Raw genomic sequence first — 16,396 nt, forward strand, 5'->3', positions numbered from 1 at the left:
ATGGTAACTAAACCGTTTTATCAGACACTTATCAATAGAATTTTACTTCCCGGCTTATTTCTTTTTTTTATCAATATAAGCTATGGCCAGGTTGTACTACCTGCTTGTTTTACCGATAACATGGTTTTACAACAGCAAACAAAAGTAAACCTTTGGGGAACTGAAACCCCGGGTAAAAACTTTACCATAATTACCTCATGGAATAACAAAACCTATAAAGTTACAGGGGATGCACAGGGTAACTGGAAAATAAGAGTAAGCACCCCTGTTTACGGCGGCCCTTATACTATTACATTTAATGACGGCAAAATAACTACCCTGAAAAATATTTTGATTGGCGAGGTTTGGGTATGTTCGGGGCAATCGAACATGGAAATGCAGTTAACCGGTTTTTATGGCGATGTGCTGAACCTAAAGTATGAGTTGGCTGATGCAGCTAATTATCCCGAAATACGTATGCTGAAAATTGATAACAAAACCAGCTTTGCACCACTTGATAGTGTGCAAACCAAAGGCGGCTGGGCAATATGCACCCCAATAACCGTGCGTGATTTTTCGGCTGTTGCTTATTTTTTTGCGAAGAATTTATTTATAGATAAGCATATACCCATAGGTATTATTAATAGCACCTGGGGCGGCACAGTTGCCGAAGCCTGGACCAGCGGGAGCGCTTTAAAAACAATGCCAGCCTTCGCTCCGTTCGTAAAAGCTGCCGAAAGCGGCCTGACACAGGAAAAACTTGATGCGCGATACCGGGCGGAAGTAAGAAAGTGGATTGATACAATAAATGTAAAAGATCCTGGCTTTCAGCAAGGTAAATTGCTATGGGCCGAACCCGGTTTTGATGATTCGGCATGGCAAAAAATGGCTTTACCCACCTACTGGGAGCTGGCAGGCGTTCCCGATTATGATGGTACAATGTGGTTCAGGAAAAAGGTTACCATTCCTGCAGCATGGGCCGGCAGGGATTTAAAACTAAACATGGGCGGTATTGATGATTACGATGTTTCTTACTTTAACGGGGCGGAAATCGGACATACCGAACTATTTATTTATAAACGCAGCTATACCATACCCGGCAACCTGGTAAAAGCCGGCGAAAATACCATAGCCATACGCGTTTTTGACAATGGCGGCCTTGGTGGTATTAACAAAGGCCCGCTGCAATTGTCGTTAGCTACTGATACTACGGGCCAGATTGATTTGGCAGGCCAATGGCTTTATCATAAAGCTAATGTACTTACACTGTTGCCACAACCGCCGGCACAATCAAACAGCCCTAACCGGCCTGCGCTTATTTATAATGCCATGATAAATCCCATATTATCTTATACTATAAAAGGCGTAATATGGTACCAGGGTGAAAGTAATGCCGATAAGGCCATGCAATACCGGCAGCTTTTCCCGCTATTAATTAATGATTGGCGGCAAAAATGGAACGAAGGCAATTTTCCGTTTTATTTTGTGCAAATAGCCAATTATGCTGCCACCGACCAGCCACCTGCTGCTAATTGGCCCGCCCTGCGCGATGCCCAGCTAAGCGCGCTTACCGTACCTAATACGGGCATGGCAGTGACTATTGATGTTGGCGATGCCAACCGTATACATCCTCAAAATAAACAGGAGACCGGCCGTCGCCTGGCATTAATAGCACGCGCAAAAACTTACGGTGAAAACATCCCTTATTCAGGGCCAATTTATAAATCACAAATAATTTCCCGCGATAAAATTGAACTAAAATTCACCCATATCGATAATGGCTTGCTTGCCAAAGGCGACAGTCTGAAAGGATTTACCGTAGCGGGGGCTGATAAAAAATTCTATCCTGCACGAGCTATTATAGCTGGTGACAAAGTAATTGTGAACAGTAGCGATGTTGCTAATCCTGTTGCTGTGAGATATGCATGGGCAAATAATCCGTTGTGCAATTTATACAATGGGGCAAATCTACCAGCATCACCGTTCCGTACAGACAATTGGGACAATGTCAGGTAGATAAAACACTCCGCCAACTTAAAAGCAACAGAATAATAATAATGGCCGCGGTGATCAATCCTTTATAACAGAATTAAGATAATCACATTCCAGCACTATCTCCTGCTATATTTAGCATACATAACCAAAAAATGGCTGGAGATGGACCTCCAGTCATTCTATAATGTTTCGTTTATTTGTTATCTTTTAGAAATTGAAAGCGGCTGATAACTTACCAAATCTGCCTTCAATAGGGCGTGCATAGTAAATTGGACCAGAAGCTGTAGTTATTCTGGGGTTGCCTTCAGTTAAACCAACCGTATTGGTTATGTTAGACAGATCCAGTGCAAAACGCATTTGTTTTACTTTTAAAGCCAGACCTGCATTCAACACATCAAATTTAGGCAGGATGTCAAGGTTGGCATTGTCTGCATATTTTTGACCGAAATGATCCAGTTCAACATACATCAATAAGTTTTTGGTAATATTATAACCCGGGCGGATGGTGCCATAAAACTTAGGTATCCTTTCTACCGAGTTTCCATTATAATCAAATGGCGCTGTAGCATTAGGGTTTGTTGCGGTAGGTGCCGAGGTTGTTCCTGAGAAATTGGTAAGTGTCGGGTTTTGGATAGTGGCATTAAGTGTTAAGTTAAAAGGTCCGGCATGATATTCACCTTCAATTTCAACGCCTATATTTTTAGCACCTGCAAATTGGTTGGTTGATGTTCCGTCGGCCAATACATCGTTAAAAGGAATGTTATCCATAGTCATGTAAAAACCGTTGGCGAATAGCGCGAAGTTATTGCTTTCATATTTGTAACCAAGTTCGTATTGTATAACACCGGTTGATTTTATAGCCGATAAATCCGTTGCATTAGAATAATAAGTGGCCTCATCGGGCGAACGGAAACCATTACTATACCTTGCATACATCGACATATCTTCACTGATTTTATAGTTAGCCGCTAGGCTAGTTGATAAACGGCTCACTTTATATTTCCAGTAATAGTACGGGCCACCTACAGTTGTGCTGGAGTTATCAGCAGTTGTTTGGGTAAAATCATAGCCGAATGATGTATTGTTATCAAGGCTGTGTGCGGCGCTTTCGGTAGCATTGTAACCATTATATCGGTCTGAACTATAGCGTAGGCCCAAGTCGAAAGTCAAATCCGGGTTAGCTTTTATTTGGGCATCGCCAAAAAAGTCATTTAAAGTGCCTGAGAATTGAGATTGCCTGGTAAGGAACGACATATCTGTTATACCATTATACGTAACTGAAGAATTTGGCGAACCTGCCGGAACCGCATTATTAACCAGGTTCAATAATTGAGGGTGTTGCTCTACACTAACCAAAATATTACTCCAGTTCCAATATTGGTTCGACGTGAAACTTGAATAGTAATAACCTGCTGATACTGTTAACCATTTGTTTTTGTAGCTAAAACTCATGTTATTCGCAAAATTTTCCATTTGCTTGTTTATTGCCCAAAAGCCAACATTAGCTACATAGGCAGGATTAACTACTGCCCCTGTATTGACATTGGTATACAGCGGATCGGCTATGGAATTACTGGCTGCAAAAGCTGCGCCCGTTTGCGGCGTATCTCCAGGAAAAATGGCGGTATATTGCATGTTAATGTTGGTATATTTCATATTATTATCTATGGAAAATCCACTGCCCAAATTTTTGTTGAACTCCATACCGTAGGCGTTAACTATTGGGTGTATACCATCTTCAAGGTTCCTGGTAAAATATCCGCCGCCTAATTGTGGCACGCTGATCTGGCTGTAATTTGATGAAGCAAATGTTGATGTATTTGGATTGAAACCATTAACGCCCTTGGGATCAGTGCTACCGGTTAATGGAATTGGCAGCAGGAACAGGTCCTTGTCATCCAAGTGCTTATAACTCACTTTAACATAGCCTGTACTATCCAACACATACTTTAAATTCATTTTAACCTGGCCCCCGTCGTTCCCTTTGTAACCCGGATCACGAACACCGTTTTCTACCCGGTAGAAACCGCCTATATCGTAAAATAACTTATCTTTGATCAGCGGGCCGCTAAGGTTTAAATCAGTTCTAAAAAGGCCATCAGTGCCTGTGCTCAGTTTAAAAGTCCCGGCAAAATCGTCAGTGCCTGTTTTTGATATGAAGTTAATTAAACCGCCGGGTGCATTATTGGCGAAGATAGAACCCGACCCACCTCTTACTGCTTCAAGGCGTGCTGTTGTTTCATCCACCCTTATCCAGTTATCGGCATTGCCAAATTGTAGTTCACCATCTTCGAAAACCGGCATTCCATCTTCCTCTATAGTTACAAACTGGTAACCACCTGCTGCCGGTATACCCCTTGCAAAAAGGTTGTTCCCAACCTCACCGCCCGATGCTTCTACCAAAAATCCCGGTACATGCTTTAACAGATCGGCTGTGCTTGTAGGCGCAAGCTGCTCTATTGCCTTGCTTCCAAAGCTTGTAAGCGCAACGCTCGCTTCCAATTTTCTTACTGGGTTGGTACTACCTGTAACAACTACAGTGTTCAACTCCATCAGGTCATCAACCAATACAACATTCAGTGCCGTATTATCTGCAACGACAACCTCAACCGGTTTGTAACTTACGGCAGTGATAACTAATGTTTTTCCTATTGCAACGGTCAAGGTGAATTTTCCTGTTTTATCACTACTGGCGATTGCTGTTTTATCACCTTTTATGGTAATAGTTGCTCCCAGGATAGGTTGGCCTGCTTTGTCTACCACGGTGCCTGTTATATTTCCGTTAGCTTGCTGGTGTACGGAAGGTTTGCTGCTTGCTGCTTGGGTAGCATTTATCAGTAAGCATAGGCATAAAATAAATAATAAACTTCTCTTCATAATTGTAATAGTTAGTTGTTCATAATGGTTAATAATTCATGATTTGGGGATGTATTATTGAAGTAATAAATGGTTCAGCAGCATAAATAATTGGTTATAATCGAAACAAGTAAACCTAAATGCTAATTCATCAGTTATGACAAATAGGGCAATAGCGCCTTGTTTTGGATTATGTTATAAAAGTTAAAAATTGGTTTAATTAGCCTATTGCAGGTTTCAGAATTAACAGTGGTTAAGGAGCCTTGTATATCCTGATATCTGAATACAGATCAAAGGAATATAAACGAAATAGCATAACCTATTTGTTCGCTTAAAATTTAAGAAAAAACAGGATTTTTAAAATTTAACTAACTGTTAGTCAGGTACTAAAAAAACACCAATGTCAAAAAAGTATAAATATAATTTAACGTTTTTCGGCCATTATTTATGCGTAATATCGTATCAACAACAGTATAGAATGTACGTTATAAATGTTAGCATGGAATTGGCATAGGATATGCGCTGTATGTGCAAAACGCGCGTAAGATTTATGCCTTGTTAGTGATATCCACAGCCTCAATAGCCATAATTGAAAGATCGAAGTGATCGCCCGGGATAATTGCTTTTGCCTTTATACGCATTTTGTAAACATAAATGGTGTTTACCGAATATTCAAGAATATTAGCCACGGTTTCATTATCGTCAATACCTAATCGCATCAAGGCAAATATGCGGAGATCGGTATTTAATACTTCATTGTCCTTGGGCCATATCTGGTCTTCTTTTTTTAGCAAAGCATTAAAGGCAGGAATAAAATTGGGGAAGATCTTTAAAAAAACACGATCAAAAGTGTTAAACAATGTTTCCCGTTCTTTTTTTATGTTGATATCATTAGTTGTTAGGAGCAGGTCGTCGTAATTTTTGGTCGATACCTTTCGCTCAACGTTCCTTTTTATCTTCTCAAGTTTTAGGATATAACCGGATATTACGTTAAAAAAGTAACCGATATACTCTTCTTTAATATGCGCGTCCTCAATCAGTTTAATATTTGTTTTTGCCAGTTGAACATTAGTTTCTTCAATTATTTTTTCCCTGGCCCTTAATATTTTGAGGCGGTTAAAAATGATGAATGTTATAAGTGTGATCAAAATAGCCACGACAGCTATTGACAATAAATAAACGAGGAACCTGTTCTTTTGATTTTGGGCAACGATTATCTCCTGTGCAGCAACAATTGGCAAAACCGCTCCTATCTTTATTTGCCGAAGCCTTGCGCCGTAATATTGAGCATCGTTCATGGCCTGTTGCATAAACAGGTAGGCATCTTTTACATCGCCCTGATGGTATAGTTCTTCGCTCAGTTTAAAAATGGCTAAAGTTTCTTTGGTTGAGGACCGGATATCGTTTATTGCACCCAGTGCCAGCAGATTTATCCTATCCTCTGCATGTGCGGGGCCTGTATAAAAGAAGCTCAATACAGTAGCAACCCTTGCCCTTTGATGATCAGTAAGGTTATAATGGTTCAATAATGTGAGGTAATATGGCGATGGCACCTGCATCTGGCCCGTTCTTATCTGCCTGTCGCCCTTGTGCATCAGCATCTCGAACGAATTAGGTTTACATAAGGCTATAGCCGAATCTATATACTTTATGGATGTGGCATTATCATCCGGCGCATAATATTTATTATCGTTATTGTAGTCGGCCAGATCCGAGTATGCCCTTGCCTGCAAAGAGTAATATTCAAACCTTGAACTATCGGCCAATAAATGGGTATTTATATGGCTCAGGCAATCAAAACTTTCCTTAAACATTCCCGATGATACCAGGATGAACGCCAGTTTTATCCGTGTTTCGTTTTGCCTGGTCGTGTTTTTTGTTAGCTGGCTTATATTCAGCAGCTTTTGGGTATAAATATAGGCCGAATCGAACTGAAATGATTTATATTCCTCAAACAGTTTGCTACAGATGGTGTATTGATCGTTCAGATCGCTTTTAGGCGTGGCGCTAAGCTGGGATTTTAATTTTTCTATCCGCTCCTTTTTTTGGCCTTCGTATATTTTTTGTTTGGTTAGCTCGTTTTTAAGCGTGGTAAGTAAACTATCACTTTTTGTTGATGCAAGTACCGGGAAGCCGAAAGTCAGCATCAAAAAAGTTATAGCAAGTCTCTTCATAAATCAGGTTTATATTACACATCTAAGCTATGCTAATAAATATTAACTTAAAACCTATTATTCAATTTTTATATGAAGCGAGGGTGGATAATGATCCATTAAATTGAGCAACACTCCGTTGGTCCATCCAAAACCATCCTGAAGCGTGTATTCGCCGCCGCCCGCTTTTGCTCTGATATCTATAACGTTATATTTTTCCATCAATTTTCCTGTTTGCTCAAACACACGAGTATTGGTACTGATCCACCGTTCGGCTATTGATTGCGCCAAAACAGTGTGATGATACTTACTTAAACCATTTATAGCAATATACTGCAACGGTGCCCAGGCATTTGGGCTATCCCATTGCTGCCCTGTTTTGCCAAGTGTAGTAACCAACCCTCCGGGTTTAAGAAAATTCAATTTTAAACCTAAAGAAAGCTTATTGGCCTGCTTTTTATCAGCAATATTAAATTCAAGCGGGAAAACACCGGCAAGCGTTTTAACAGGTGATATCCGGTTCAATTTCCAGTTATAGTCCATAAACCAGCCCTCTTTTTCGCTCCAGCAATATTTAAGTATGGCCTTTTTACGGGAGTTTGCTTTATTTAGGTAGCTATTGTAATTATGCAGATCGCCTTGTAACCGGTACGATCTCGCAATTGAAAGTTCAAGGTGATAGATCAAACAGTTCAGATCAACAGGGATAATATCGGTAGTTTGTATGGTTCCCAAATCATTTGGATTGCTGAACCATCTCGAACTAAAATCCCAGCCTGATTCAGCCGCTGCCCGAACATTACGATAAAATTCTTCCGGCATTTGTTGGGTGAGCTTTGCAGCATCAACATCCTGTTTATATGATTCCTCGCGTGGTTTGTCTGATCCATCCCAATACCTGTTAAGTACCTCGCCGTTAGGCATAAGCACTACATTATCGCTTGCCTGCCCAATAGTTAAATTCTTGTTGCCCTTCATCCAGAAAGCATATTCTTTTAAAAGCTCAGATTGATATTTAACAAGCACCTTACTGCCCTTGTCATTAGCCAGCAGATCGATCATCATCGAGAAATATGGTGGCTGTGAACGGGTTAAATAGTAAGTGCGCATCCCATTAGGGATAAAACCATATTTGTCTATCAGGTAAGCAAAATCGGTTACCATATTTTGCAGTATCTCTGTTTTATGACTTTCCTGCAAACCAAGCATGGTGAAATAAGAGTCCCAATAATACATTTCGCGAAAACGCCCCCCCGGCACCACATAGCCTGCCGGTAATTGCAATAAAGAGGAATATTGGGTAATAGAATCCGGTTTACGGTACAATACGGTCCATAATGTATCTATATGATCGCGTATCCCAGCTGCTACATTACTTTTAAAGACATTGTTATGAGTACCCGGAATTGTAAAATTAGCGATAACAAATTGCTTAAGATTAAAACCGGTTGTGGTACTCATTGAAGTATAGTCCTTCATTATAGCTGCAGGATCGCGCATTGGAGTAGCATCAACAAAGGTCTTGTTATCAGGAAAAATGCCTGATAGTTGCACAGCTTCAAATAACCCGGGGAATAGTTGCCGGGGCGTAAGTGTTTGCGAAAAAACTGAATTAAAAATGACTACCAGCCATGCGACTAACAGAACTCTTTTCATAATAAAGGTACCAACTGGTTTAAATTGGTAAAGACCAAATATATCAGCATCAAAATAACTGTTAAACTGTTATCTGGTGTTGATAATACCTGTATAAAAAAAATATAGGAGAAATCGAAGGAAAAAAAATACAAGTACTTGTAAATGAATTATTTGAAAATATAGGAAATTCAAATTATATAAATATTATTAACAGGAGCCGGAAGTCAGCACATCACCCCAAAGTTTTTGGGATAGAGAAATATAACCCAATAAATAAGGAATTTAATAATATACCATAGCAAGGTATGCAAAAAACTGCCTGCGTTATGGTTGACAGGGTTACGGTTCTTAAGTGCAGTTAGTTAATACCATTATTTTCTTCTGGCGACCAATCATCACTAAAACCAGCCATTGATTGATGATACATTTCATCACCGGTATGTTGGGTGAACTCAATATTTAGCATATTAACTTCTAATCCAAGCATTTCATTACAAACCTCAATTAATGCTTTTGAAAGCTCTACCCTTACTTCAACAGGCCTCCCCACCCTTATATCGCACATCAGTATGGCTGCCTGGCTTGGCTCATTTTCGCGCAGCGCCAAACACCACCTTCGCCCAGTTCGCGTATGGTAACAGTTATGCGTTTTACGTTGGCATTTATGATACGCGCGTAAATGTGGCCCATTTTCTTAGCTAACTGCTGCTTGGTTGCAAGTGGGTAGCTCTTGGTTATTTAGAGTTGTAAATAAGGCCTATTTAATCTTTTATCCTGTTTATAAAAAGCGATTTATGCCCGGTTTTTTTTTCGCATTATCATTACTTTAACAACAATGCTTTGTTGTATTCATAGTTCATAAGGGCAATATGCAATACTGATATGGCCTGCGGGTACTCTAGAGAGATCTGTTACAAAAACCACATTTTTACAGCAGAAAATACCACTTTTAAACAAAAAAAGCCTAGCAGACGTGCTAGGCTTTATGCTCCTGAGGCTGGGCTCGAACCAGCGACCCTCTGATTAACAGTCAAAGGACACCATTTATCGATGTTTTGTTATTTTTATATATTATTGATTTTAAGTAATTTACATAGTTTTATGTTTATTAATTTTATCGATTTTTTGCCATTTTTTGCTCAATTGTGTGAGAAATGTGTGAGAAAAAAACTTGCATTTATTGCGTTTACTGCGTAATTTAGCATATTCTTAAAAATTTGTGTGAGAAAAAAATAGCATTTTCTAAAAATCACGAAATATGGCTGTTAAAGTAAATTTATACCTGGACGAGCGGAAGATAGAAAAAGGAGAAAAAGCACCGGTAAAGCTAAGGTTGTATATGTCGAGGACTGATATTAGGCATTACCATACGGGCCGTTACCTCCTAGCGGAGCAATTTGATGAATCGTATTTAGCGACTAAGCCGAAGAAAGCGTACAAGGACCTTAAAATTGCGTTGGATGGCATCGTTGTTAAAGCCAACACGATTATTTCAAAGATGGACGGTGTATTTGTATTGGCTAAATTTGAAAGGGAAATGTTTGGTGCGCCATTGAGTTCAATGGACGTGGTGCCACATTACCGGAATTATATTACAGAGTTGACCAAAAACGAGCGTGCAGGCACCGCATCTAACTATGCGCTAAGCATCAAGTCACTATTAGCCTTTGCAGGTAAAGTCAAGCAACCGGCTACGAGCCTATCTTTTGCGTCCGTCACTGTAGATTTTTTGAACCGTTATGAAAAATGGATGGTGGTCGAGGGAAAGTCAAAAACCACAGTTGGCATTTATCTGCGTCCACTTCGTGCTATATTTAACCAGGCCATTGAGGAAGGGAGTATTGTGGCCGATCTATACCCCTTTAAGAAATACAAAATACCTACTGGTCAGAACATAAAAAAAGCCCTTGATAAATCCGAACTAAAAAAATTGTACACCGCAGAACTGCAACCGAGCAGCTACAAGGAAAAAGCAAGAGATTTTTGGTTTTTCAGCTATCAATGTAATGGCATGAACTTCCGCGATATTGCGGAGCTAAAATATAAAGACATCCATAAAAAGTCTTTTTCGTTTTTGCGCCATAAAACACTTTATACCACAAAAGATAAACCTAAACCGATCATTGTACCGCTTACTGAGCCAATCCGTGCAATGATCGAACGATATGGTACTAAACCTATTGTGCCCGATAACTACGTATTCCCAATCCTAAACAAATCTATGAATGAGACGGAAAAAATGCGTGCCAACCAAAATTTTATCCGGTTTGTAAACCAACATTTACAGAAGTTGGCGAAAGATTTAGAACTTGATACTAATATTTCTACCTACTATGCCCGACATACTTTTACAACGTCAGCAATCCGCAGCGGCGCTAAGATGGAACTGATTCAGGAAAGTTTGGGACACCATAGTCTTTCCACTACTCAAAATTATTGGGCCGGGTTTGAAGATGATGTAAAACAGGGGATAGCGGATAAATTGATGGACTTTGGATAAAGATGAGTGCGATTAACTCGCGTATTAGAATTTAAGGATAATTACATATTCTTGTAGCATTGCCAGAACCTGTAAAGCAATCGATAAATAAATGCCTGAAAAACATAATATAGAATATAAACAATCCTGGCGGGATGAATATCTGAAATGGATTTGCGGTTTTGCTAATGCGCAAGGTGGTCAGCTATTTATAGGTATCGACGATCATGGTAATGTTACTGGTATTGATGATTATGCCAAGTTAATGGAAGATATCCCCAATAAGGCGGTTAACCATTTAGGGCTGGTAGTAGATGTGAACTTGCAAGAAAAGGCGGGTAAGCGTTACCTGGAAATCACCGTGCCTGTTAGTAGTATACCTATTTCTTATCACGGAACTTACCATTATAGAAGCGGCAGTACTAAACAGGAATTAAAAGGTACGGCTCTACATGATTTTTTACTCCAAAAAATGGGGAGGACATGGGATGATATGGGTATGGATCATGCCTCTCTCAACGAAATAGAGGAAACTGCGGTAGCAGCTTTTCTAAAAGCAGCGATCAAAAGTGGTCGTATTTATCCCGGTGCCGTTCAAGATGATCTGGTCAGCTTATTGGAGAATTTAGAGCTGGTTGCACCTGATGGAAAACTAACAGCCGCCGCTATTTTATTATTTGGTAAAAAGCCCATGCGTTACTTTGTTCACAGTTATTTTAAGATCGGAAGATTTGGCGTTTCTGATGCTGATCTAAAATTCCAGGATACAGTTGAAGGGAATATTTTCGAGATGGTTGACCGGGTAATACGCCTTCTCAAGGAACGGTACCTGGTTTCGCCGATTACTTATGAAGGCATCCAACGTATTGAAAAATTGGAATATCCTGAAGCGGCACTAAGAGAAGCCATCCTGAATGCGATTGTTCATAAAGACTATACCGGAACCACGATACAGTTGAGTGTATATGACGATAAATTAATGCTATGGAACCCCGGCAAACTACCAGCCGACATTCCTTTGGAAAAGCTAACCAAAAAACATGCCTCCCATCCGCGTAACAAGCATATTGCAGAAGTATTTTTCCGTGCAGGCTATATAGAATCCTGGGGTCGGGGCATCGAAACTATCTTATCAGCATGCAAGACAGCTGGTTTGCCCGAACCGGCATTTGAGGAAGCCTGGGGCGGTGTGGTAGTGACATTCTTCAAAGATATTTATACGGAAGAATATTTAATGGGGTTAGGGCTGGATGAGCGGTTTAGGAAAGTATTGCTAACAGTGAAAGCTAAAGGGATCATTTACAATTCTCAATATCAGGAACTCTTTGGGGTGTCTAAGCGCACCGCATCGAATGATCTCAAAATACTGACTGAAAAGAAATTACTGTTAAAGATGGGAACCACAGGAAAGGGTACATATTACACGTTGTATTGGGGCAATAAAGGGGCAAAAGAAACCTTATAGGGGCAATATAGGGGCAATTGCCACATCGCCAGCGAGTATAGTTACAAAGTAACCATGACTAAAAAAGTCCGATTTAGTTTTTTAGCACCTGATACCATTGCTATCAGATCATGCTTCGCTACCGTCCCAATCCTCACGAGCTTCCAAATCCATGATTTAAAGTTCGATACATTTATCACTATTAAAAAATAGATTTTCACTCTGTTGAACATATCCAAGTTGATTAGTCAACATTTTTGTGTGACCTATTTTAAATTCAGGAATATTCCGGTGGTGATGTCCATAAATCCAATAATCCGGCGTGGTATCCAAAATCAAATCATCTAGCACGGTTGCAAAAGCTTCGTTTAAATAGTCGCTTTTATATTCAGGCGGATAATGTTTAAAAGTAGGGAGATGATGTGTGACCACTACTTTTTTGCCCCTTGTATCTGCTTCTAAAGCATCGCGCAGAAACGTAAGACATTTTTCGTGAAAGTCATTATAATCGGGAATTTGAAAGCGTTTCCTATTATAACTAATTTGATAAAAATCATTCAAGCCACGTTCTATCCGCCAACCATTTAACAGGCTGATGGAAGACCACAACGTAGAGAATATCAGCTGATTTGTGCCAAAATTTTTAACTGCGTTATTTACCAGATATACATTATTTCTGATTTTTTCTTCAAATGAACCCGATCTATTTGAAATATCGCTTTGATAATATTCGTGGTTTCCAGGTATCCAATACGTTTCCTTAAAATGATCACTGATATAATTAAAAAAGTCTTTTTGCCTGTCTATCCTAGTAAACAAAGTAACATCGCCAGCCAATATCAAAATGTCGCCTATAGGCTTAATGGGGTTAGCTTTTATATAGGCTTCATTTTGGGGAAACTCTAAATGAAGATCGGAGCAGTACTGTAAAATCATGACGTTTCAAAAATAGAAAAAGAGACTTTAAAACCATTATACAGGCCAATTATTTGACGTAACTTTTTAAATTCGCTTATTTGTATCGTTTATAAATTGGAATGATATTAAAATAAATTGACATAGAAATTACCATTACAATAATTCTAACCGGGCTTTATTTATTGATTTTTTTATATTTGCAATATAATTTGCTGCCCGCAAGATAGCAAACTTAATAAAGTTTGTTTTTGGGCCTTACAGAAAAGATCGGCTGTGATACGGCCAAAACCTTATCTTCTGTATTGTTTCGTGACCTGACTCCGAAGCAATTTTTTCAATATTTTGCCTCAATTAACCCCTTTTATTTTGTTGTGGAGATTATGATGAATGAGACCACACCATTTCGGCGCAAGCTGACCCACTGTTTCGGGGCAAACTGACCATGGTATTTCGGGGCAAACTGACCCACCAAAACTCGTAGCAAATGCTGTAGAAGCAACCATCTTTTGAGGGCAAAAGACCCGTTCTAAGATGGCCAATTTGACAATCAGCATGAGTAAGATTAGAAAGATTTTAAGGATGAACAGCCAGGGTCGCAGCACGCGATTTATAGCTGCCCAGATTGATTCATCCCGGAATACCGTAAGAAAGTACCTGGCCGTCCTTAAGAAGAGCGGCTTTACCTTTGAAGAAGTTAATAGCCTGAATGATAAGGAACTGGAAGATATTTTCGGCAAGACCAGGGAAAACAACCAGCCAAGCAGCCGTATGCAATCCATGCTGCGCTGCTTTCCGCACGTCGATAAAGAGCTCAAAAAGACCGGTATGAACCGGCAACTCCTGTGGGAAGCCTATATCAAAGAGTTTCCTGACGGCTATAAGTACACCCAGTTTTGCACGTATTACAACCAATGGAAGACCAGGGTCAACCCGACCATGCACATGGATCACAAGGCCGGAGACAAGCTATACGTTGATTTTGCGGGTGAAAAGATGAGCTATACGGACAAGGAAACCGGTGAAGTCATTGAAGTAGAAGTCTTTGTAGCAATCCTTGGGGCCAGTCAGCTCACCTATGTAGAGGCTGTTATGAGCCAGCAAAAGGAAGACTTTATCGCAGCCTGCGAGAATACCCTGCACTTTATCGGCGGCGTTCCTGCCGCCATTGTACCGGATAACCTGAAGGCGGCTGTAACCAAAAGCAGCCGCTATGAACCAACCCTTAACGAAACATTTGAAGACTTCGCCGACCATTATGGGACTACCATTCTACCAGCGCGGGCGTACCGCCCGCGTGACAAGGCATTAGTAGAAGGTGCCGTTAAGATCATTTATACCAAGGTATACGCCCCTTTAAACAAGCATGTCTACCATTCTTTAACAGAACTCAATACAGCGATCTGGCAGGCCCTGGAAGTCCATAACAGCCAGTTGCTTAAGGGTCGCAATTATAGCAGGATACTACAGTTTGAAGAGATCGAGCGTGGGGCCCTGGCACCGCTACCTGTCCTGCGTTACCAGTTCAAAAAACACTTTTATGCCAGGGTGATCAAGAATGGCCATGTCAATCTCGGCCCTGATAAACACTATTACAGTGTGCCTTATCGCTTCATCGGCAAGCGGGTTAAGCTATTATACTCCCGCACTATTGTAGAGATCTACTCCAATTATGAGCGTATCGCTTTGCACCCGCGCGAAAAGAACCCCTATGGTTATACTACTGACAAAGAACACATGGCCAGCGCTCACCGCTTTAAAAGTGACTGGACACCAGATATGTTCCTCAATTGGGCGGCCTCCATTCATGAGGATGTCAGGCTATATATCCTTCAGATACTGGAGCGTAAACAACACCCCGAACAGGCTTACAAATCCTGCCTGGGGGTACTTGGCTTTGCAAAAAAAGCAGGGAATGACCGGTTAATAATGGCCTGTCAGCGAGGGCTCAGTTATGGCCTTTATAGCTATAAAACGATACAAACCATATTGGAAAACAAGATGGACAACTATGAGGAAAGCATATTTGCCGATGAGCTACCCATGCCTGATCATGGTAATATCCGGGGAAAAGACTATTACAAATAACCATTTAAAACAACAATAACATGAACACAAGCACCTTAGACAAACTGCGGAAGATGAAGTTCTTCGGCATGTTCCATGCCTTTAAAAGCAGTATGGAAACCGGTAAAACAAACGATTACACGGCAGATGAACTACTGGCCCACCTGGTAGATGCAGAATGGGACGACCGGCAGAACAGGCGTATCGAACGCACGATCCTATATGCCCGGTTCCGCTATAAAGCTTCAATTGAAGATGTTCATTATCATGCCGACCGAAGTATCGACCGCAACCAGATCATGCGCCTGGCAGATTGTACGTTTGTTGACCGCTTCGAGAACCTGCTGATCACCGGCAGTACCGGTATCGGTAAAAGCTATATTGCTTCTGCTGTGGGCTACCAGGCCTGTGTATTGGGCTACCGGGTATTGTACACCAGTACACCCAAACTGTTCGCTAAACTGAAGATGGCCAAGGCGGACGGCTCCTACATGAAAGAGCTGGCTAAGATCGAAAGACAGCAATTGCTCATACTCGACGACTTTGGTATCCAGCCTTTTGATGCACAAAGCAGGGCTGCGCTAATGGAGATCATTGAGGACAGGCACGGTAAGACCTCGCTGATCATCACTTCGCAGTTGCCAGTGAGCAAATGGTTTGAAGTGATCGGTGAAAAAACGGTTGCTGATGCGATCCTTGACCGGATCGTTCATGATGCACACCGCATCGAGTTAAAGGGAGAATCTATGAGAAGAAAACGTAATGTTGAACCAGAAAACAGCCATTAATGAAATTACCTTTTAAATAACTATTTTTGTACATGCTTTTATAGCATTTGCTGCAACCCAAAAGTCAGCTAACCCCTGGGTC

Annotated in this window: 11 protein-coding genes; 5 read left to right on the plus strand and 6 right to left on the minus strand. The window is 40.7% G+C overall.

The features are described 5' to 3' along the window. Complete coding sequence (locus BLU33_RS16930) at window positions 1-1,995, plus strand: sialate O-acetylesterase (RefSeq protein ID WP_091375635.1); 1,995 nt, start codon at window positions 1-3, stop codon at window positions 1,993-1,995. A 186-nt stretch (window positions 1,996-2,181) separates the two neighbouring features. On the opposite strand, the gene BLU33_RS16935 is transcribed toward BLU33_RS16930, so the two are convergent. From BLU33_RS16935 to BLU33_RS25590, 5 genes are all read right to left on the minus strand, one after another. Further along, window positions 2,182-4,851: a TonB-dependent receptor gene (locus tag BLU33_RS16935; RefSeq protein ID WP_091375638.1), complete on the minus strand. Its 2,670-nt coding sequence runs from the start codon at window positions 4,849-4,851 to the stop codon at window positions 2,182-2,184. A 527-nt stretch (window positions 4,852-5,378) separates the two neighbouring features. After that, the gene (locus BLU33_RS16940; protein ID WP_157682198.1) at window positions 5,379-7,004 is read right to left on the minus strand and encodes a DUF6377 domain-containing protein; all 1,626 of its coding nucleotides are present in this window, start codon (window positions 7,002-7,004) and stop codon (window positions 5,379-5,381) included. A gap of 57 nt (window positions 7,005-7,061) precedes the next feature. Further along, window positions 7,062-8,639, minus strand: coding sequence for an alpha,alpha-trehalase TreF (gene treF / locus BLU33_RS16945; RefSeq protein ID WP_172829260.1), 1,578 nt, complete (start codon window positions 8,637-8,639; stop codon window positions 7,062-7,064). Between the two features lie 340 nt (window positions 8,640-8,979). Continuing rightward, window positions 8,980-9,186, minus strand: a complete 207-nt coding sequence (locus BLU33_RS25415; protein WP_197684516.1) for a hypothetical protein — start codon at window positions 9,184-9,186, stop codon at window positions 8,980-8,982. After that, window positions 9,186-9,311 carry a hypothetical protein gene (locus tag BLU33_RS25590; protein WP_262493817.1) on the minus strand — a complete coding sequence of 42 codons (126 nt, stop codon included), beginning with the start codon at window positions 9,309-9,311 and terminating at the stop codon, window positions 9,186-9,188. The genes BLU33_RS25415 and BLU33_RS25590 overlap by 1 nt, the downstream gene beginning before the upstream one ends. Window positions 9,312-9,879: 568 nt before the next feature. Here BLU33_RS25590 and BLU33_RS16955 point away from each other — a divergent pair. Both BLU33_RS16955 and BLU33_RS16960 read left to right on the plus strand, forming a co-directional pair. Continuing rightward, complete coding sequence (locus tag BLU33_RS16955; RefSeq protein ID WP_091375648.1) at window positions 9,880-11,121, plus strand: tyrosine-type recombinase/integrase; 1,242 nt, start codon at window positions 9,880-9,882, stop codon at window positions 11,119-11,121. A 91-nt stretch (window positions 11,122-11,212) separates the two neighbouring features. Further along, complete coding sequence (locus tag BLU33_RS16960; protein WP_091375651.1) at window positions 11,213-12,565, plus strand: ATP-binding protein; 1,353 nt, start codon at window positions 11,213-11,215, stop codon at window positions 12,563-12,565. A 156-nt stretch (window positions 12,566-12,721) separates the two neighbouring features. On the opposite strand, the gene BLU33_RS16965 is transcribed toward BLU33_RS16960, so the two are convergent. Then, a complete protein-coding gene (locus tag BLU33_RS16965; protein ID WP_091375653.1) occupies window positions 12,722-13,480 on the minus strand; it encodes a metallophosphoesterase in 759 nt (252 codons plus the stop codon). 534 nt (window positions 13,481-14,014) lie between these two features. Here BLU33_RS16965 and istA point away from each other — a divergent pair. Beyond that, window positions 14,015-15,547: an IS21 family transposase gene (gene istA / locus BLU33_RS16970; protein WP_232009318.1), complete on the plus strand. Its 1,533-nt coding sequence runs from the start codon at window positions 14,015-14,017 to the stop codon at window positions 15,545-15,547. Window positions 15,548-15,567: 20 nt separating this feature from the next. Next, a complete protein-coding gene (istB, locus tag BLU33_RS16975; RefSeq protein WP_091369152.1) occupies window positions 15,568-16,314 on the plus strand; it encodes an IS21-like element helper ATPase IstB in 747 nt (248 codons plus the stop codon). Window positions 16,315-16,396 lie beyond the last annotated feature (82 nt).

The sequence above is a fragment of the Mucilaginibacter mallensis genome (assembly GCF_900105165.1).
Lineage (GTDB): Bacteria > Bacteroidota > Bacteroidia > Sphingobacteriales > Sphingobacteriaceae > Mucilaginibacter > Mucilaginibacter mallensis.